Source organism: Kocuria sp. KD4 (assembly GCF_011769905.1).
In the GTDB taxonomy this organism is placed as follows: Bacteria; Actinomycetota; Actinomycetes; order Actinomycetales; family Micrococcaceae; genus Kocuria; species Kocuria marina.
Map to the genome: position 1 here is coordinate 1,659,634 of NZ_CP050449.1, position 20,142 is coordinate 1,679,775.

The 20,142-nt window shown below is 70.3% G+C and carries 16 protein-coding genes; 4 read left to right on the plus strand and 12 right to left on the minus strand.

The annotated features are described in order from the left end of the window. Positions 1-220: 220 nt before the first annotated feature. The 3 genes from acnA to HBK84_RS07460 form a co-directional block, all read right to left on the minus strand. Complete coding sequence (gene acnA, locus HBK84_RS07450; protein WP_167318562.1) at positions 221-3,028, minus strand: aconitate hydratase AcnA; 2,808 nt, start codon at positions 3,026-3,028, stop codon at positions 221-223. Between the two features lie 170 nt (positions 3,029-3,198). Continuing rightward, positions 3,199-4,629 carry a class I SAM-dependent RNA methyltransferase gene (locus HBK84_RS07455; RefSeq protein WP_167318563.1) on the minus strand — a complete coding sequence of 477 codons (1,431 nt, stop codon included), beginning with the start codon at positions 4,627-4,629 and terminating at the stop codon, positions 3,199-3,201. Next, on the minus strand, positions 4,626-6,599 hold the full coding sequence (locus HBK84_RS07460; protein WP_206069138.1) for an APC family permease: 1,974 nt from the start codon (positions 6,597-6,599) through the stop codon (positions 4,626-4,628). Before HBK84_RS07460 ends, HBK84_RS07455 begins: the two co-directional genes overlap by 4 nt. Before the next feature lie 63 nt (positions 6,600-6,662). Between HBK84_RS07460 and HBK84_RS07465 the strand changes: the two genes are divergently transcribed. Then, the gene (locus HBK84_RS07465) at positions 6,663-7,382 is read left to right on the plus strand and encodes a TrkA family potassium uptake protein (protein WP_064846787.1); all 720 of its coding nucleotides are present in this window, start codon (positions 6,663-6,665) and stop codon (positions 7,380-7,382) included. Beyond that, positions 7,382-8,128 carry a TrkA family potassium uptake protein gene (locus HBK84_RS07470; RefSeq protein WP_098056176.1) on the plus strand — a complete coding sequence of 249 codons (747 nt, stop codon included), beginning with the start codon at positions 7,382-7,384 and terminating at the stop codon, positions 8,126-8,128. The genes HBK84_RS07465 and HBK84_RS07470 overlap by 1 nt, the downstream gene beginning before the upstream one ends. On the opposite strand, the gene HBK84_RS07475 is transcribed toward HBK84_RS07470, so the two are convergent. From HBK84_RS07475 to dut, 4 genes are read right to left on the minus strand one after another with little or no spacing between them, the layout of a single operon-like run. After that, on the minus strand, positions 8,046-8,753 hold the full coding sequence (locus HBK84_RS07475; RefSeq protein WP_167318564.1) for a DUF3159 domain-containing protein: 708 nt from the start codon (positions 8,751-8,753) through the stop codon (positions 8,046-8,048). The two genes, HBK84_RS07470 and HBK84_RS07475, sit on opposite strands and share 83 nt — an antisense overlap. Beyond that, complete coding sequence (locus HBK84_RS07480; RefSeq protein WP_085105961.1) at positions 8,750-9,112, minus strand: hypothetical protein; 363 nt, start codon at positions 9,110-9,112, stop codon at positions 8,750-8,752. Before HBK84_RS07480 ends, HBK84_RS07475 begins: the two co-directional genes overlap by 4 nt. A gap of 5 nt (positions 9,113-9,117) precedes the next feature. Beyond that, a complete protein-coding gene (locus tag HBK84_RS07485; RefSeq protein ID WP_167318565.1) occupies positions 9,118-9,882 on the minus strand; it encodes a DUF3710 domain-containing protein in 765 nt (254 codons plus the stop codon). A gap of 49 nt (positions 9,883-9,931) precedes the next feature. Next, entirely contained in the window at positions 9,932-10,384 is a 453-nt protein-coding gene (dut, locus tag HBK84_RS07490; protein WP_131333054.1) for a dUTP diphosphatase, read from the minus strand. Between the two features lie 85 nt (positions 10,385-10,469). Here dut and HBK84_RS07495 point away from each other — a divergent pair, with 85 nt between their 5' ends. After that, positions 10,470-11,021 carry a DUF3093 domain-containing protein gene (locus HBK84_RS07495; RefSeq protein WP_239321972.1) on the plus strand — a complete coding sequence of 184 codons (552 nt, stop codon included), beginning with the start codon at positions 10,470-10,472 and terminating at the stop codon, positions 11,019-11,021. Positions 11,022-11,106: 85 nt separating this feature from the next. On the opposite strand, the gene HBK84_RS07500 is transcribed toward HBK84_RS07495, so the two are convergent. After that, a complete protein-coding gene (locus tag HBK84_RS07500) occupies positions 11,107-11,406 on the minus strand; it encodes a DUF4193 domain-containing protein (RefSeq protein WP_064847393.1) in 300 nt (99 codons plus the stop codon). 318 nt (positions 11,407-11,724) lie between these two features. Between HBK84_RS07500 and sepH the strand changes: the two genes are divergently transcribed. Beyond that, entirely contained in the window at positions 11,725-13,152 is a 1,428-nt protein-coding gene (sepH, locus tag HBK84_RS07505; protein ID WP_167318566.1) for a septation protein SepH, read from the plus strand. A gap of 705 nt (positions 13,153-13,857) precedes the next feature. On the opposite strand, the gene HBK84_RS07510 is transcribed toward sepH, so the two are convergent. The 4 genes from HBK84_RS07510 to HBK84_RS07525 form a co-directional block, all read right to left on the minus strand. Further along, entirely contained in the window at positions 13,858-14,928 is a 1,071-nt protein-coding gene (locus tag HBK84_RS07510; RefSeq protein ID WP_167319164.1) for an alkaline phosphatase family protein, read from the minus strand. Positions 14,929-14,999: 71 nt separating this feature from the next. Continuing rightward, on the minus strand, positions 15,000-15,710 hold the full coding sequence (locus HBK84_RS07515; RefSeq protein ID WP_035961403.1) for a DUF5998 family protein: 711 nt from the start codon (positions 15,708-15,710) through the stop codon (positions 15,000-15,002). An 88-nt stretch (positions 15,711-15,798) separates the two neighbouring features. Next, the gene (locus tag HBK84_RS07520) at positions 15,799-17,379 is read right to left on the minus strand and encodes a serine/threonine-protein kinase (RefSeq protein ID WP_167318567.1); all 1,581 of its coding nucleotides are present in this window, start codon (positions 17,377-17,379) and stop codon (positions 15,799-15,801) included. 18 nt (positions 17,380-17,397) lie between these two features. Beyond that, entirely contained in the window at positions 17,398-20,088 is a 2,691-nt protein-coding gene (locus HBK84_RS07525) for a GNAT family N-acetyltransferase (protein WP_167318568.1), read from the minus strand. Positions 20,089-20,142 lie beyond the last annotated feature (54 nt).

Consider the following 20,142-nt stretch of genomic DNA (forward strand, 5'->3'; position numbering starts at 1 on the left):
CTCTCCGTGGATGTCTCGTCCTCTTCGGGCCCGCACCGGACGGGTGCTCGTCCGGCGGGGGGATCATGATGCGCCCGAATGCTCCGTCCGATCTTACTCGCCCTGGCCGGGGCCCCGTCCCGTCGCATGGCCTGGGCCACGGCGATCGGCGCCCGCAACGCCGTCGGCCGGTGCCCCCCCGAGAGGGGATCACCGGCCGACGGTACGATCCGAGGACCTATTACTTGGCGATCTGACGCAGCACGTACTGCAGGATGCCGCCGTTGCGGTAGTAATCGGCCTCACCCGGGGTGTCGATGCGCAGCACGGCGTCGAACTCCACGGTGGAACCGTCTTCCTTGGTGGCCGTGACCTTCAGGGTCTTGGGGGTCTGGCCGTCGTTGAGCGCGGTGACCCCTTCGATCGAGAACGTCTCGGTGCCGTCCAACCCCAGGGAGTCCGCGGACTCGCCCTCGGGGAACTGCAGGGGCAGCACGCCCATGCCGATCAGGTTGGAACGGTGGATGCGCTCGTAGGACTGCGCGATGACCGCGCGCACACCCAGCAGGGACGTGCCCTTGGCCGCCCAGTCACGCGAGGAACCGGAGCCGTACTCCTTGCCGCCCAGCACCACCAGGGGAACACCGGCCTCCTGGTAGTTCATCGCGGCGTCGTACACGGCGGCCTGCGGGCCACCCTCCTGAGTGAAGTCGCGGGTGAAACCGCCCTCCACGCCGTCAAGCAACTGGTTCTTGATGCGGATGTTCGCGAACGTACCGCGGATCATGACCTCGTGGTTACCACGGCGGGAACCGTAGGAGTTGAAGTCCTTGCGCTGCACGCCGTGCTCCGTGAGGTACTTGCCCGCGGGCGTGTCGCTCTTGAACGAACCGGCCGGGGAGATGTGGTCCGTGGTTACGGAATCGCCCAGCTTGAGCAGCACGCGCGCACCCTCGATGTCCTCCACCGGAGTGGTCTCCATGGTCATGCCCTCGAAGTACGGTGGCTTGCGCACGTAGGTGGACTCGGGGTCCCACTCGAACACGTCACCCGTGGGGGTGTCCAGGTTCTGCCAACGCTCGTCACCGTCGAAGATGGTGCCGTACTCGCGGTCGAACATATCGGTGTCGATCGAGGCATCGATGATCTTCTGGACCTCGGTGGGGTCCGGCCAGATGTCCTTGAGGAACACGTCCTGACCGTTCGAGTCCTGGCCCAAAGGCTCGTTCTCGAAGTCAAAGTCCATGGTCCCGGCCAGCGCGTACGCGATGACCAGCGGCGGGGACGCGAGGTAGTTCATCTTCACGTCCGGGTTGATTCGGCCCTCGAAGTTGCGGTTACCGGAGAGCACCGAGGTCACGGCGAGGTCGTTTTCCTGCACGGCCTGGGAGATCTCGGGCTCCAGAGGACCGGAGTTGCCGATGCACGTGGTGCAGCCGTAACCCACGATGTAGAAGCCGAGCTCCTCGAGCGCCGGGACCAGACCGGACTTCTCGTAGTACTCGGTGACCACGCGCGAACCCGGGGCGATCGAGGTCTTGACCCACGGCTTGGCCTTGAGGCCCTTCTCCGTGGCGTTGCGCGCGAGCACGGCCGCGGCCATCATCACCGAGGGGTTGGACGTGTTGGTGCAGGACGTGATCGAGGCGATCGACACGGCACCGTGGTCCAGCTCGAAGTGACGGCCGTCCTCCATGGAGACCTCCACTCGGTGCTCGGGGCGCTCCTTCATGTCGTCCGCGGAGCTCTCGCGCGGCGCGTCCTGGGGGTCCTGCTCGTCGGTCGCGTCGTGGGAGGGGGCGTCGGAGGCCGGGAAGGACTCGACGACGTCCGGGTCCACCTCCACGGACTTGTCCTCGGCCACGTAGTTCACGAGGTCGTCGCGGAACTGTCCCTTGGATCGGGTCAGCTCGATGCGGTCCTGGGGACGCTTGGGCCCGGAGATCGAGGGGACCACGGTGGACAGGTCCAACTCGAGGTACTCGGAGTAGGCGACCTCGTGCTCGGGGTCGTGCCACATGCCCTGTTCCTTGGTGTACGCCTCGATCAGGGCGATCTGCTCCTCGGAGCGGCCCGTGAGCGCCAGGTAGTCCAGGGTCACCTGGTCGATCGGGAAGATCGCCGCGGTGGAACCGAACTCCGGGGACATGTTGCCGATCGTGGCGCGGTTGGCCAGCGGCACCGCTGCCACGCCCTCACCGTAGAACTCCACGAACTTGCCCACGACACCGTGCTCACGCAGCATCTCCGTGATGGTCAGCACCACGTCCGTGGCGGTCGCACCGGAGGGGATCTCGCCAGTGAGCTTGAAGCCCACCACGCGCGGGATCAGCATGGAGATGGGCTGACCGAGCATCGCGGCCTCGGCCTCGATGCCACCCACACCCCAACCGAGCACGCCGATGCCGTTCTCCATGGTGGTGTGGGAGTCGGTGCCCACACAGGTGTCCGGGTAGGCGCGCAGCGTGCCGTCAACCTCGCGGGTCATGACCACGCGGGCCAGGTTCTCGATGTTGACCTGGTGGACGATGCCCATCCCGGGCGGGACCACCTTGAAGTCATCGAACGCGGTCTGACCCCAGCGCAGGAACTGGTAGCGCTCGCCGTTGCGCTGGTACTCGATGTCCATGTTGCGCTCGATCGCGTCCGCGGAACCGAACGCGTCGATCTGCACGGAGTGGTCGATGACCAGCTCGGCCGGGGCGAGCGGGTTCACGCGGGAGGGGTCGCCGCCGAGATCTGCCACGGCCTCACGCATGGTGGCCAGGTCCACGATGCAGGGAACGCCGGTGAAGTCCTGCATGATCACGCGACCAGGGGTGAACTGGATCTCCGTGTCGGGCTGGGCCTCGGGGTCCCAGTTGCCCAGGGCTTCAATGTGCTTGCTCGTCACGTTGGCACCGTCCTCGGTGCGCAGCAGGTTCTCGAGCAGGACCTTCAAGCTGTAGGGGAGCTTCTGGGCTCCCTCCACGGCGTCCAGTCGGAAAATTTCGTAGTCGGTGCCCTTGACGTTGAGAACGTCCTTGGCTCCAAAGCTGTCCACAGTCATGGTGTGGAACTCCTCTCGCCACCGTCGGTTGCGTTCGGCGCGCGCGGCACACTACAGGTGTCCCCCGCGCGTGGAACAGTCCCTGTCAGTGTAGCCCGTGCGCTCCGTCACTCCAGGGATTCCCGGGCGTCCGCGTCACGATGACGTGGGCCGTCGTTCGGCCGCCCGGTTCAGCCCTCGCAGTTGAGCACCGCGACGGCTTCCACGTGGTGCGTGTTCGGGTACAGATCGAATGCCTCGACGCCCTCGATCCGCCAGCCCCGGCGCCGCAAACGCCCCAGGTCCCGGCCGAGCGCGGCGGGATCGCACGCGACGTACACGATCGAGCGCGGTGCGGCACGGTCCACCGCGGCCAGGACCTCCTTGGCCGCACCGGCGCGCGGCGGGTCCAGGACGACGACGTCCGGGCGCGGTGGCCGCGGTGTGGAACCACGACCCCGCCGGGACGACGCCGCTGCGGCACCCCGGCCCCGGTGTCCACCCCGCCCGCCCGGTCCAGTGAGCACGCGCGCCACGTCCCCGCGCACGCTCGTGACGTGTGGGGCGCGGGCGAGGTTGTGGGCGGCGTCGGCGGAGGTCACGGGCGAGCCCTCGACCGCGAAGACGCACCCCGTGGGGCCCACGGCGCGCGCGGCCACCGCGGTGAACAGACCGGCGCCGCTGTACAGGTCCCACACGCTGTCCCCGGGGCGCAGACCGGCGCCGTCCAGTACCGCGCGGGCGAGGGTCCCGGGAGCGCCGCGATGGATCTGCCAGAAGCCCGTGGGACTTACGCGCCAGCGCAGCGGCTCGGGATCGGTAGCGCCGGGCAACTCGAGGGTCTCCTGGACGTGGTCGGTGCCCGCCCACAACTGGGTGTCCCGCTCGTGCGGCGAGCGCGCGGTGACGCTCACCCCGCGGTCCCCCGCCCATGCGCTCAACCGATCCCGCAGGGCGGTGACCTGCTCCGGCGCGGCATCCGGGCGCAGCCCCACGTGCAGCAGCGGTGCCGCTCCCCCTGCCGGCGCGGCGACGTCCACGCGGGCCGCACCGGGGTACTCCAGCGACCACGGGGCCAGGGCGCGGATCGCGTCCGTGGCCAGGGGCATGTCTGTGACGGGACCGAGCTCGGTGCTGCGGTGGGGGTACATCCCGGGTGTGCCGTCGGGGGCCACGTCCAGGTGCAACCGGGTGCGCCACCCGGTGCCGTCGGGGCTCTCCCCCGCGACGGGTTGCACCTCGCCGTCCCAGTCGTGGCCGGCCAGGTGGCCCAGTTGCTCGGCGATCACGTGGCGTTTGAGTTCGCGCTGGGTCGTCAGATCCGCGTGCCCGAACTCGGCCCCGCCCAGCGGTGACCGGTCCGCGCGCGCCGCGACGAGCGCGTCCGCCTGCTCCCACGGGTGTACCTCCCGGCGCCCGGGGACGGGTTCGAGCACGTCCGTGACGTCAGCGCGCCAGAACGACGCCGCGGGGTCCCGGTCGGTGAGCCGCACCCGAACCAGCTCCCCCGGCAGCCCGTGGCGCACGAAGACCACGCGCCCCTCGTCCGTGCGGGCCACCACGTGGCCGCCGTGGGCCACGGCGCCCAGGCGCAGCTCGAGGTGATCGGGGGACTCGGTCATTCGTTGTTCTCCGTGAGTCGTAGTTCGCGCACCGATTCGAGGTGCCAGGGTACGGAGGCGATCATGACTCCGCGTTCGTAGTGCAGCCGCGTCCGCAACGGGCGGATGGCCTGGTTGTGCAGGAAGCGTTCCCATCCGCGGCCCACCACGTACTCGGGCAGGTACACGATCACGAGGTCCCGCGGGGACTTGCGGCGGATGCCGCGGATGTGGGCGACGACGGGTCCCACGGTATCGCGGTAGGGCGAGGCGAGGACCGTGATGGGTACGGGGATCTCCAGGGCCTCCCACTGCTTCACGATCTGTTCGGTGCGCGCGCGGTCCGTGTCCACCACCACGGCCTCGAGGCTGGACGGACGGGAGGCCCGCGCATAGGTCAGGGCGTGCACCACGGGCTTGCGCACCGAGGTGACCACGATGATCGAGTGCACGCGGGACGGCAGGGCCCGCACCGCCGAGTTTTGGTGCACCTCGAGTTCGGTGTCCACCGAGCGGTAGTGGTGCCCGATGGCGCGCATCAACACGGTGATCAGGGCGATCGCGACGATCGTGAGCCACGCGCCCTGGGCGAACTTGGTCACGAGTACCACCACGAACACCGCCGCGCACGCGATCAGGGCGATCACCGCCACGGCCCAGCGCCCGGCGATCTGGCGGTGCGGACTCTGCGACGTGCTCGTGCGGCGCACCCTGGCCCAGTGCCGCACCATGCCCGCCTGGGTCAGCGTGAACGCGAAGAACGCCCCCACCACGTAGAGCTGGATGAGCCCGTTGACGTTCGCGCCGAACACGATCGTGAAGACCGCCGCGACCACGGACAACAGGATGATGCCGTTAGTGAACGCGAAGCGGTCCCCCCGGCTCTGCAACTGCCGGGGCAGCAATGCGGCGGACGCGAGGCGTGAGGCCAGCACGGGGAAGCCCGAGTACGCCGTGTTCGCGGCCATGAACAGCACGCCCACGGTCACGAGAACGAGGATCACGAACCACACGGAATCCGCCCCCGCCACGGCCTGCGCGATCTGGCCCAGGATGGGCACCTGGTAGAAGTCGGGCTCCGGTGCGCGGCCGTCGATCAACAGTTGCCGCGCGGGGTCCATCACGACCACCGCGCCCGTGCGCCGGGTCAGGTAGAGCACCCCGAGCAGCAACACCGCCGACAGCGCTCCGAGCACCGCGAGCGTGCGCGCCGCGTTGAGGGCCTTGGGCTTGCGGAAGAACGGCACGGAGTGCGTGATGGTCTCCACGCCCGTCAGGGCCACGGCACCCGAGGAGAACGCGCGCAGCACGAGCATGGCCCCGGCCAGGCCCATGAGCCCGCCGTCCATGCCCGCGGCCGGGACGACGTCGTAGTCCGCCGACGGCGCGCGCTGCAGTGTTCCCGTGAGGTCCTGGACGAAGCCCACGAGCACGAGGATCAGCACGACCCCCACGAACGCGTACGTGGGCACCGACGACGCGCGACCCATGAACTTGAGTCCGCGCAGGTTGAGCAAGCCCACGAGCGCGATCCCCGCGACGGCCACGACCGTCTGGTGGCCCACGAGCCACGGGACGGCGGCGGCGAGGTACTGCGCGGCGGCGGCCATGGACACGGCCACGACGAGCGTGTAGTCCACCATCAGAGCAGCACCCACCGCGGCACCGGCGGGCCGACCGAGGTTCTTGGACGCGATCTCGAAGTCCGCCCCGCCCGAGGGGTACGCGCGCACGTTCTGCCGGTACGCGGTGATGATCACCGCGAGCACGGCGAGGACCGCGAGGCCCACCCACGGGGACAGCAGGATCGCCGCGGAACCCGCGAGGGCGAGCGTCAGGACGATCTCATCCGGGGCGTACGCGACCGAGGACAGGGCATCGGACGCGAACACCGGCAGGGCGGTGCCCTTGGAGAGCACCGTGCCCGCGGCGCGCTCGTTGTGGATCGGTTTGCCCACGAGCGCGCGGCGCAGCATTTGGGACACATACACGTGGGAACACGCTAGTCCCTCGGCCGGGCCTTGTCCCGTGCCGCGGGCCCTATGCTGTGGCTCATGGCGCATTTCGTGATCATGGGCGTGGGCCGGGTGGGGATCACCCTCGCGCACGCCCTCGAGGACTCAGGGCACACGGTTGCCGTGATCGACCAGGACGACCGGGCGTTCCGCAAACTGCGGCCCTCGTTCAGCGGCAAAAAGGTCACGGGCCACGGTTTCGACCGCGAGGTGCTGCAACGCGCGGGGATCGCGGACGCCTACGCGTTCGCCGCGGTCTCCTCCGGGGACAATTCCAACATCATCGCCGCGCGCGTGGCGCGGGAGACCTTCAAGGTCAAGCACGTGGTCGCCCGGATCTACGACCCCACCCGCGCGGAGTTCTACCAGCGCATGGGCATTCCCACGGTCGCGTCCGTGCGCTGGAGCGCGGACCAGGTGCTGCGCCGCATCCTGCCCGAACACGCCATCACGGGTGACTTCCGGGAGGCCTCCGGCCGCCTGCAGCTCGGGGAACTGCCCCTGGACGACGCGTGGTCCGGACTGCACCTGGACCGGATCGAGGAGGCCGCCGGTGTGCGGGTCGCGTTCGTGACCCGGTTCGGGGAGGGCATCCTGCCCGCGAGCGACACGAGCTACCAGCAGGGGGACATCGTGCACGCCATGATGCGCGTGGAGGACGTGGAACGCGTGGCCCGGGTACTGTCCCGACCGCCGTCGGACGAGGTCATGGAGGCCGTGGCGCTCGCCGCGACCCCCGGAACGCGGGGGCGTGACTGATGCACGTGGTGATCGTGGGCGGAGGGTCCGTGGGATCCTCGATCGCTCGGGAACTGTTGTCGCACGGCCACGACGTGGTCGTGGTGGATGCCACCGCGGAGGTGATCGGACGCTCCAACCTGCGCGGTGCGCAGTGGGTCGTGGGGGACGCGTGCGATCTCCAGGTCCTGCAGCGGGCGCGTGCGGAGGAGGCGGACGTGGTCGTGGCCGCGACCGGTGACGACAAGGCCAACCTGGTCGTCTCGTTGCTCGCGCGCAGCGAGTTCGGGGTGCCCCGCACCGTGGGGCGTGTCAACCACCCCAAGAACGAGTGGCTCTTCGACGACGCGTGGGGCGTGGACGTGGCCGTATCCACCCCGCGGTTGATGACGGCGCTCGTGGAGGAGGCCGTGGAGGTGGGCGACGTCGTGCGCCTGCTGAGCTTCCAGACCGGCTCGGCCACGCTCTCCGCCTACACGGTGCCCCGGGAACACCCCGTGGTCGCGAGCACCGTGACCCAGGTGCCGTGGCCCCAGGACGTGGCGCTCGTGGCGATCCTGCGCGACGGCGTGCCGATCGCACCGTCCGGCGACGATGTCCTGGAGAGCGGGGACGAGTTGTTCTTCATCACCACGGCGGAGGGTGAGGACCAGTTGCGGGCCATGTTCACCACGGCCCGGGACGTCAACCTGCAGGCTGCTCGCGGCGAGGGCGGCTCCACAGCCATGCCACCCACAGCACAGCGGCGTACAGCGGGGCCCCCATGACCAAGCGCGTGATCCCGAGCGCCGTGACGTTCTCCGCGACGTACAGCGGGACCTGCACGAGCAACCGGGTCGCGAACATCGCGATGAGCAGACCGTTGACCCGCTGATAGGCCACGCGCCGCAGCGGGTCGCGGCGCCATTGCACGGATTCACCGCGCACGTAGCCGAAGACGACGCCCAGCAGCGGCCACCCAACGGCCGCCGAGATGCTCAACAGGACCAGCGCCACGACGTTCGTGATGAACCCGGGCACGTAGTAGTCCAGCGCCTGCCCGCCCGCGCGGGCGAACAGCGTGCACACTCCCACGCCCATGAGCCCGGCGATCGCCTGGGTCACGGCCTGGCGCTGCGCCAGCCGGAGCACGGTGAACACGGCGGCCGTGCCCAGTGACGCCAACAACGCCGGGACCAACTCCCCCGTGAGCACCACGCACGCGAGGTACACGAGTCCCGGGAGGATGGATTCGATCACGCCGCGCCAGCCGCCCACGGCGCTGAGCACGTCCAGTTGGCCGTTGGCGTCCCGGCGCAGACCCGAGCGCCGGGCGAGATCCTCGGCGGCGCGGCCCATGCGGTCGCCCGCGCTCTGCGGTGCGGGTTCCGTCGGCTCCGGCGGGGACGTCATCGCACGGCCTTCTTGGGGGTGATGATCTCGTAGCGCGGATTGTACATGGTGGCCACCCCGTCCGGGAAGCACACCACGGCGAGGCAGCGCAGCTTGGTACCGGCGGTGACGCCCGGGACCACGTGCTGACCGTGCCACAACAGTTCGAGCGTGCACGGCTGCGCCCCTGGGTTCGTCACGCGCAGCAGCGCCCGGTAGTACGGCGGCGCGGTCACGGGCGCGATCGTGACCTCCACGACCACGCCCTCCACGACCGCACGGCGCCGCTGCCGCGCCCGATGCTCCGGGGTCAGGTCCTCCGCGTGGGCCTCGGGTTCGGCGACGACGTCGATCGCGCCCGTGAGCGGGTTGTTGACCACCCGGGTCAGCCGATCTCGGTAATCTCGGGGCCGCGCCGCGGCTCCTGCACCGCGGCGGCTGGCTCCGCCGGGGTCCGACCCGCGTCCTCGTCCGCATCGGTCGGCGCGCCCGCGGGGTGCACCTCGGCCTCCTCGGGGACCGTGAGCGCGAGCAGGTCGCGCGGCGGGTGCGGGTCCTGGCCGCGGACGACGACGAGCCCGCGCACGGCGTCATCGAGCACCTCCGCGGTGGGCCCGGGCAGCGCGGCGTCGCCTGTGTAGACGCAGCGCAGGAACCAGCGCGGACCGTCGATGCCCACGAAGCGTGCGAGCCGGAACCCGTTCTCGCCGGAGGGCGTGACGCCCGCGAACTGCGCGTTGACCTGCATGCCCAGGGGACCGTCGGAGACCGTGGGGTTGCCCCCGTCCCGCCGCAACCCGGCCACGAGCTCGGCGCGCACCTCGTCCCACAGCCCGGAGGACTTGGGGGCCGTGAAGACCTGCACCTGGACGGAACCGCCCCCGAAGTCCATGTTCACGGCCCGCGGCACCCGGTCCCGCGGATCCAGCTCGACGCGCACGTCCACGCGCGCGACCGGCTTCAGCAGCAGGGCCCCGAGATCCAGGTACTCGGCGCGCTCACCCGGCATCTCGCTCTCGTCCCACGGGCCGTTGGCGCGAGGATCCGGCGCGTCCTGGTCCGGGGCGGCCTCGGTGGCAGCCGACGCGGTCGTGGACTCGGTCGGTGTCTGCTCCGAGGCCTCGCGGTTGCGCTTCTTACGTCCGAACATCAGTTGCTCCAAGAGTGGGTGGGGAATCTGCGGGGGCGAGGGCCGGCGATCAGTGGGCCCCCGTGGACCCGAATCCGCTCGCACCGCGCTCGCTGTCGGGGAGTTCGGTGGTGAGCTCGAAGCGGGCGGTGACCACTTCCTGGATCACGAGCTGGGCGATCCGCTCACCGCGGCGCACCGTGTAGCTCTCATGCGGATCCGTGTTGAGCAGGCACACCTTGAGTTCGCCACGGTAGCCGCTGTCCACGGTGCCCGGTGCATTGACCACGGTCAGCCCATGCTTGGCCGCGAGCCCGGAGCGCGGGTGCACGAGACCTACGTACCCCGCGGGGATCGCGAGCGCCACCCCTGTGTCCACGAGCGCGCGCCGGCCCGGGCCGAGTTCGACGTCGTGGCGGGCGCGCAGGTCCGCTCCGGCGTCACCGGGACGTGCATAGGCGGGGGCGGGCAGGTCCGGGTCCAACAGGTGCAGGGCCACGGTCACCGCGGCCGACTCGCTCATTTCGGTCACAATGCCCCACTGTAACGCGCGGGCCTGACGGCGCGGACGCGGGCGGCGTCCAGGGGGAATGTGTCAAGGTGGGGGCATGAGTTCCCACCCAGATTTCGGGGCGGCCGCGGCGTCCTCACCCGCAGAGCACCCGTCCCAGGCCCAGGAGAACGTCCGAGCGGACGTGCAGTACGAGGAGAAGCTGATCGTCGCGTGGTGGGTATGGCTCATCGTGGTCTTCGTGGGCGCGGCCGGATTCGTGGCCGTGGCACCCATCAGCATCGCCGTGGGCGTGATCGTGGCCGTGGTGCTGATGGTCGTGATCGGGCTCGTGCTGCACCTGGGGGCGCCGAGCATCGTGGTCACCGACCAGGACCTGCGCGTGGGCCGGGCGTACATCGAACGGCAGTACGTGGGCGATGCTCGTCCGCTGGTCGGCGCCGAGGCGCGTGCTGCGCGCGGACCCGACCTGGACGGGCGCGCCTTCATGAACTTCCGTGTGTCGATGCCGGACCTGTGCCGGATCGAGATCGTGGACCCGGTGGACCCCACCCCGTACTGGCTCACCGCGACTCGCCACCCCGAGCGGTTGGCCGACGCGATCAATGCGGGCTCCCGTTCGGCGGGTAACCGCGGCGACCGGGTCTGACGAGCACGATCACGGACGAGCAGAAAGACGACGGGCGCTCACCCGAGGGTGAGCGCCCGTCGTCATGCGGTCGTGGACCCGGGGCTCAGCCCAGGCACTCGTGGCAGTACTTCACGCCATCGCGCTCCTCGGCGAGCTGCGAACGGTGGCGCACCAGGAAGCACGAGCCACACGTGAACTCGTCGTCCTGGGCCGGGAGCACCACGACGGACAGTTCCTCGTTGGAGAGGTCCGCGCCGGGGAGTTCGAAGCTCTCCGCCGCGGTGGCCTCGTCCTCGTCAACGCTTCCGGACTGTTGGTCCGACCGCCGGGACTGGAGCTCCTCGATGGAGTCTTCCTTGAGGTCTTCGTCCTGCTTACGCGGTGCGTCGTAGTCTGTAGCCATGTGTCTATCCGCTCCAACCGGTCTTCACGAAAATCCCTGCGAAAAACAACTCCCGAGGGCTCTACCCCCGGGCCGTGTCGCGTAGATTGTTCACCATGGACGCGGAAAAAGCCAGTGGCGACGCCGAGGTTTTCTCGCAGAGCAAGATTTCCACCTCGGGCGGTGGATCCGCTCGTCCGGATGACACACGCGGTGCCTGTGCGGGTGGCCGTCCCGCCGGTCCCGGACGGCGCCCGGGCGTGCCACTACACTGACGCTACGAGCGCGCCGAGCGCACCCCGGATCGCGTGGTGCCCCCGACGGCGAGGGAAGGACAGCATGGAGCAGTTGCGCCTGGTAGGAGTGCACGACGACGGTGAGCACCTCATCGTGGAGACCCCCGATTCAACCCGGTACCGGCTGAAGATCGACCAGCAATTGCGTCAGACGATCCAGCACGCGCGCCGCAAGCCCCCCTCTCATGGGCGCGGCGGAGGGTCTTTCGGTCCGCGTGACATCCAGGCCCGCTTCCGCGCCGGCGCGAGCGTCGAGGACGTCGTGGCCGAGTCCGGGTGGGAGGCCGAACGCGTCAAGCGGTACGAATGGCCCATCCTGGCCGAACGCTCCCACATGGTCGCCGAGGCGTGCCGGGTCACGGTCTCCGGAACCAACCCCTCCCACGAGGGCTACCGCTCCGTGTTCGAGGGCGAGCCCCGCACCCTGCGCGAGACCGTGGACGAGCGTGCCGCCGAGCTCGGGGTGGACCGCTCGTCCTTCGACTGGGACGCGTGGTTGCGCGAGGACCAGTTGTGGACCGTGCAGCTGAGCTTCTCCGCGGTGGACGCCTCGCAGGACGCCCCGGACATCCCGGGTCCCGCGCAGTGGAGTTACAACCCCGCGAACCGGACCGTGCGTCCGGAGAACGACTGGGCGCGCGCGCTGGGTCAGGAGCACCAGGAAAGCGGCCCGCTCGGCGCGGCCGCCCACGCGCTACCCACCGCACCCACCGCGACATTGCGGCAGTTGCAGCACGAGGCGAGCCAGGCGGACGATCTGCTCGACGTCCTGCAGTCGCGCCGCGGACGGCGGATCGGCTCGGACGAGGCGGGTGACGACCGGCTCGCGGAGATCCTCGGCCGCGGCATGGGCCAGGTGGACCAGCGCCCGCGCCCCATCGACGCCCCGGAGGATTCCACGGTGTTCGACCGGCCCATCCAGCCGGCCGCCTCGCAGGTCGCCGAGGCCCAAGCCCTCGCCCAGGACGACGGGATCGAGATCGTCGACGATTCGACCCCCCTCGAACACGACGACGCCACCCCCTCCCGGAACGCAGCTGCCCCCGCCGTGCCGTTCGGGAAGGGCTCGTACGATGACTCCCCCGCAGCCTCCCGGAACGAGAACGTCCCCTCCGCCGTCACGGACCACCAGCCTGCGGATTGCACGTCCGAGGATCCCGCGCCTGAGGACTCCGGGTCGGAGAACTCCGGTGAGGACGAACACGCGGCCACGGAGACCGAAGCGCGCGACACGACGTCGGATAGCGCGTTCGCCGTCGACGCCTCCGGCACGGCCACGGACGTGGCGGACGAGGACGAGCCCGCCGCGCAGGGCACCGACGAACCGGCCCGTTCCGGCGATGCGGACACCACGGACGAATCGGGATCGAGCGACCGTCCCGCCCCGGGCCCACGGGGTCGCACCCCCAAGGCCAAGCGGTCCTCCGTGCCGAGCTGGGACGACATCGTCTTCGGGGCCAACCGGTCCTGACGTCGGCGCTGCGCTCTCACGAGCGGTTGTGCGCGGGGAAGCCGGCACGCGGTAAAGTCACGTGAACGCACCGGGCCCGGGGAGAACACGGTCCGGTCGTGGACACGCACGGGCGATCTCGAGGGAATTTTTGCATGGGCAACTCCATCCAGGACGATTTATTCGGTGAGGACACTCAATCCCCCGAAGGCGCTGCGACTCCGGCCCGCTCGGGTGCCCGGCGGTACATGGCCCCCGTCACGCTCGGTGGTGCGGCCCTGCTCGTCCTGGTGGGTGTGGGGGCCGTGGCTTTCACCGGTTTGTCGGGTTCGTCCGACGACGACCCCGCGAACTTCGCGACCGAGTCCCCCACCGTGACCCCCTCCCCCACGCCGAGCGCCACCCCGAGCGTATCTCCGACGCCGTCGCCGCAGATCACGCCGTTGGTGCCGCCCTCGAGGCCCGCGGAGCAGTACTACGTGCCCGCTCCGCCCCCCGTGGTTCCCGCACCCCCGGTCGCTCCCGCACCGCCCGTCGCGCCGGTACCCCCGGCTCCCACGAGCACCCCTCGGCCCGTTCCGTCCACAGCTACGCCCGAGCCCACGAAGAGCCAGGCACCGGAACCGACCCGCGCACCTCGGCCGCCCCAACCACCGGCGCCCACGCGGCCGGCGGCGCCGACCGCCGATCCGGACCCCGCGCAGAAGGGGACTAAGCCCGCGCCGATCACCACACCAGGGAAGGGACAAACCTCTCCTGGTCGGTGAGCGACCCGTGCTGGCCCACCATGGCCAGGGGCCGGGTTCCCTGCCGGGAGACGTCGTACAGGGCGATGTCCTCGCGGGCCAGCACCCACACGTCGCCTGCTCGTTCGAGCAATCCTTGATCCGGCTCGGGGCCGAAGTACCCGTGCGCCGCAAGGTGCTGCTTGGTGGCCACCCACACCACGTCCCCGTAGTGCGCGCTCCAACGGCTTGCCAGTTCTTCCGGATCGGTGTCCGCGTCCGTGTGCAGCTGTACCGCCCGGGGCTCACCCGCGGTGAGCCGCACCCCGGCCATGAGCTCGGGGACCGCACTGTAGTCCACGCGGTGCTCGGGGGCCACGTCCACCATGCCATGGTCCGCGGTGAGGATCACCCGGGTGTTGGCGGGCAATTTGGTCACGAGCCGCTTGAGCGCGGAATCAAGTTCCTCGAGGGAGCGTAACCAGTCGTCCGAACGCCACCCCGCTTTGTGACCGGTCTTGTCCAGCTCGTCCCAGTAGAAGTACACGAGCCCGTGCCTGCCCTCCCGCAGTTGCTCGAGGGTGCGCGCGGTGCGGGCGTACACACCGTGGGCGCCCACGAAACGGCCACCACGCAGCACGGCCCTCGTAAGGGCGGAGGACTCGAAGCGTGGTGAGCTCACCGTCACGGCGTCCGCGTGCTGCGCGGCGCGCTCCAGGACCGTGGGCTCGGGTTGCCAGGCAAGCGGGTCCACGTCCGAGGGCCAGTTGCCGAGCATGTTGACCACGCGGTCGGAGGCGGGGTCCACGACGTCGTAGCCGAGCATGCCGTGACGCCCCGGTGTGGCTCCGGTGCCCAGGCACGAGAGCGAGACGGACGTGGTCGTGGGGAACGCGGCATCGAGCTCACCGAGTGACTGGGCCGCGCGCAGGGTGGGCGCGTAGCTCGCCGTCTCCCTCAGCAAGCGCGAGCCGAGACCGTCCACGAGCACCACCACATAGCGTTGGGCGGACGGCAAGCTGAGGGCGTTGCGGAAACCGGGGACGCCCAGGGCCGCGGCCGCGGAACCCATGACCTCCGCGACGCTGTGCGAACCGTAACGCGGCGCACGCGGCAGCTCCGGGGCAGCGGGATCCTCCACATTCACGCGTTGCGCCCCGAATCGCGGCCGTTGAACCGGTGACCGAACCGCGGTCGCGGTGCCGGTGGTTCGGGACGGGCCGCGGTGGGGTGCTGCGGCGGGGACTGCGCGATCTGCGCACCGGAATCCGTCAGCGGTGCCACATTGGCCCGGCGCAGCGTGCGCGCGAACTCGCGAGCGCCCTCCACGGCCTCCTGCCCGTCCGCCTCGGAGCTGATGCGCATGACCACGTCCTCGCTCGCGGCAGTGCCCGTGTAACCGTGGTCCGCCTGGCACTCGGGGTCCTCGCACATCGCGGGATACAGCTCGAGCTGTTGGGTCCCGGTCCAGCTCACGGCCAGGTTCAGCTCCATGATCGCGGTGCCCGGGACGTAGTTCTGCGGCTGGTGGTACGCGTAACTCAGCGTGACCGAGCGGATCTGGGAGATCGGCACGGTCTCGGACGAGACCCGAGCCACGGTGTCCGAACCGTTCTCGTCATACTGTTGGTCGTCCACGTGCGTGATGTGCAGGACGTCCTCCGCGAGCACGAGGGCCGTGATGTGCCGGTGCAACTCCGTGTTGGTGAAATGGGTTTCCAACTGCACCAGGTGGGACACCGGGCGCCGCCCGTCCAGGGAGTCCATGACCACGTCCGTGACCAGTTGCGGATAGAAACCCGCCTTCTCGATGTCCTGGACCAGGCGCGATCCATCGGGTGCTGAGTATGTCATGGCGCCATTGTCCTCCACCGCGCCGCCCGGGGCACATTGCGACCCTTCGCGGTCCGGCACACGGCGCAACCCTCCGCCGCCCGGCGCCTCACGGGGCCACCACGCACGAAACCGTGCCGTCCTCGAGCTTCGAACAGATCGGGGTCACGTCCGTGGTGGGCGCCGGTTCCGGGTCCCTCGTGGGAGAGATGGTGGGGGCCGGTGTCTGCGCCGGTGACGGATCACCGCCCCACTGCACCAGCACGGGGCCGAGCCACAGGTACCCCGCGGCGAGGGCCAGGAGCGCGAGCGTGAGCGCTAGGACCCACCACGGCCAGCGGACCGCTCGCCGAGCGTGCGGCTCCCGTTCGTCCGCCGTGCCACCCGGGTCCACGACGCCGCCGGCTCCCGTGTCCGCTTCCCGCCCTCTGGCAGCCAGGCCGGTTGCGGTACCCACGGCAGTGATACCGGTGGGGTGCACGCCCGTGAAGCCCGCAGGATCCACGATCGTGATCTCCTCGGACCGGTCCGGGGCGCTCGCCCCTTCCGAGGTGCCCACGGGGTGCCTTTCGAGCATCGTGGGCGCGCCCTCCACGGGGTTCAGCCACTCGGTCGTGTCCTGCCCGGCACCGGTTCCGATCGCGTGCGCAGCGGTCACCTCGTTCACGGGGGCGAAGGGGCGCAACCGGTCACCGCCGCGCTCGGCCATGGGCCGGTGCTCACCCCCGGCGATCACCTTCCGGTGCACCGCGTGCCACGCGATGGGCGCCTCCGTGGTCCCGCCCGCCCCGGGAGGTAACCGCGCGGCGTCGAGCACCGGGGACAGCTCACGCTCCGTGGTGGGTTCGAGGACGTCGAAGACCTCGAACGGCTCGCCATCCACCGTCTCGCTGGGCCGGTCCCGGCGGGCGGCCGCCGTGGCCGTGAGACTCGCGAGCAGCTGGTCGGCGGCGCGCGTGCGCTCCGCGGGCACGATGCTGAGCAGTCCGGCCACGCCCGCGCGTAACAGCGGGGAAGCCCCGAACAAGCCGAGGCGGGCCACGTCCTCCGGGCGCAAGGGGTCGCCACTGAGATCCACCTCGGGCAGGACCATGCGCACCGCCGTGACCCCGGCGGCATAGAGGTCCATGGTGCGAGACGGATTCCCCGGGGCGTACGCCTCGGTCGGCAGGTACCCGGGGGTACCCACCACGGTGCCGGCGTGCGTGAGGCGCGCATCGGTCACGCGCACGGCGATCCCGAAGTCCGCGAGCCGGGCCACGGGGGTCCCCGAACCCGTGGGTTCGAGCAGCACGTTGGCGGGCTTGACGTCCCGGTGCACCCAGCCGTGCTCGTGGACGAAGCGCAGTGCCTCGAGCAGCTGACACATCAGCTCCTCCGCGAGCCAGTCCGCCACGGGACCGTTGTCCTGCAGCGCGGCCTCGAGGGTGCCCCCGGACACGAGCTCCATGGCGATGGCCACGTGTTCGTCCTCCGCGGCCCAGCCGTACGGAGCCACGACGTGCGGGTGCTCGAGGTCCACGGACTGTTCCCGCACGAAGCGCAACAGCTCCGCCGAATCACGCTGCCGCAACACCTTGGCCGCGCATTCCCTGCCCCGGCGCAGGTCGTGGGCTCGCCACACGGCCCCGCTGCCACCCTCGGCGATGGGTGTCAGCAGTTCGAAGCGTCCGGCTATCGTGTCCCGCACTCGGTTCGCGGTCCCGTGCTAGCCCAGCATGGTGCGCCGGGCACTGTCCGTGCGTTGTCCCGGGTCCCCGATCTTGACCGCGGCAGAGAGCACCGTGACGACGGATCCGGAGAGCACGACCGGGTTCAGTTCCAGGAACGCGATCTCGGGGAAGCGGTCCTTGAGAAAGGCCACATGGTTGATCAGCTGCTCCAATCCGGTGGTGTCCACGGGCGGGACGCCCTGGTAGCCGAACAGTTTCCGCGCGGCCTTGGGCGCGCGCACCATGCGAGTGATGTCCCGGTCGGTCAGCGGGGGCACGCGGTGGGCCCAGTCGTCCAGCAGGTGCACGGCGTCCCCGGCCATCCCGAAGGACAGGACGGGACCGATGAGTGGGTCCTCCGCGGCGCGCACCACCACGGTCTGACCCGTGGGCGCCATGGACTGCACCTCGAAATCGCTCGCGTTCCAGCCCGCAAGCGTGCGCTTCATGGTCTCGATCGCGGCACCCAGTTGGTCCGCGTTCGCGATGTTGAGCACCACGCCACCCAGGTCCAGGCGGTGGCGCAGGAACGGGTCCGTGGACTTCAGGGCCACGGGGTAGCCGAGCCGTTCGGCGGCGGCGTACGCCGCCTCCGGGTCCGTGAACCGCACGGACTCGAGCACGCGGATCCCCGCGAGACCCAGCAGCTCGTTGCGCTCGGCGATCTCCAGTTCGTAGAGCGCGTCCCCGCTGATCTTCTCGCGCAGCCGTTCCAAGAACTTCTCGACGCCGTCGGAATCGAACTCCTCGGGCGACACCATCACGCCCTGGTCCTGCGAGCGCCATGTCATGTAGTCCACGACGCTCGCAAGCGCGCGCAGGGCGGCGCCGGGCGAATCGAAGCACGGCAGGGCGGCGTCGTCCGCGGTGTGCACGGACGTGGTCATGGCCTCGGGGCCGTGCTGACCCGTGAACACGACCACGGTCGTTCGGTCGGCGTCGCGCGCGGCCCGGGCGACGTCGCTCGCGAGCGTCGCGGTGTCCAGGCCGCGCACGGGCATGAGCACGAGCACGACGCTATCGACCGCATCCGACGAGAGCTGAGCGCGCACGGCGTCCAGGACGGCCTCGTGCGCCCGCTCGGGCCCGTTGGAGGTGTCCACGGTGCCGTCCACGACGGCGGGGTCGAGCCGTAGGCGCAGGGCCGTGTCCTCGGCGAGCTGCGCGAGCGCGAGCGCGTTCGAGACCACGGCCACGCGCGGGGAGGCGGGCAGCGGCTGGCTCTCCGCGATCGCGGCGATGTCGAGCAACTGCTCGGCCGTGGTCGCACGGATCACCCCGGCCTGGCGAAACATCGCGTCGAGCGCGCCGGTTGGGGCCTGGGTGACCCGACCCGTGTGGCCCGGCGGGAGCCGCAGGCCGGTGACCTCGGACTTCGCGACGATCACGGGCTTGCTCAGCGAGAGCCTGCGCGCAATGCGCGAGAACTTGCGCGGGTTGCCCACCGACTGCAGGTAGAGACCGCACACCGTGGTGGCGGGGTCGTCCTCCCAATACTGCATGAGGTCGTTGCCGGAGACGTCCGCGCGGTTCCCCGCCGAGAGGTAGCTGGACATCCCCACGCCGTGGCGCTGCGCGGCACCGTAGAGCATGGTGCCGATCGCCCCGGACTGGGAGAACAGTCCCAGTCCTCCGCGGCGCGGCAACTCGGGCAGAACGGACGCGTTGAGCGAGACCTCCGGATCGGTCGTGAACAGACCCAGGCTCGCTGGGCCCACCACGCGCATCCCCGCGGCGCGGGCGATCCGCACCAGGCGGCGCTGGGCGGCCGCGCCCTCCGCACCGTCCTCGGCGTAACCGCCCGTCATCACGACGACGGCGCGCACTCCCGCCCTACCGCACTGCGTCACGGTCTCCTCCACCGATTCGCGCGGCACCGCGATCACCGCGAGGTCCACGGTGCCCTCGATCTCGTCGAGGGACGAGACGAAGTGCAGCCCTTCGCGCTCGTACGGGGAATGACCTACGCCGTAGAGCGTGCCCGTGTACCCGCCCGTGAGGATACCCTCGACCGCGTGGAACCCCGCGTGGTCCCGGTTCGCGGACGCCCCCACGACCGCCACGGTGGCCGGTGTCAGCAGGTCCGTGATGGACCGGGCCTCCGCGCGGTGCTCGCGCGCGGCCATCACCGCGAGCGACTTCTCGGTGGGGTCGATGTCGAAGTCCACGACCACCACGCCGTCCTCGAACTGACGGGAGACGTCGTAGCCGGCCTCCACGAAGACGTGGAGCATCTTGCGGTTCTCGGGCAGCACCTCCGCGGTGAAGCGGTCGATCCCGTTCTCGCGGGCGGCGGCGGCCAGGTGCTCCAACAGGATGGACCCGATTCCCCGCCCCTGGTGGTGATCGGAGATCATGAATGCGACCTCCGCCGAGCGCTGCGTGGTGCGGTCGTAGCGGCCCACACCAATCATCCGCTCCCCCAGGATCAGCACGAAGCACACGCGGTCCCGGTGGTCCACCGTGGAGAAGCGGTCAAGTTCCCGCTGGGACAGGGTCGGTTTGTAGGAGAAGAACCGCAGGTAGATGCTGTCCTCGGACTGCCCGGAGTGGAACTCCTGGAGCAGGTCCTGGTCCTCGGGGCTGATGGGGCGCAGGTGCGCGGTGGCGCCGTCGCGCAGGATGACGTCCGCCTCCCAGTACTCGGGGTAGGTCTGCTGCGGCGCGGCGTCGTCGGTGGTACCCATAGACTTCAGAGTAGCCAACCGCATGCTCCGGTCACAGGAGCACGCCCTGATTTC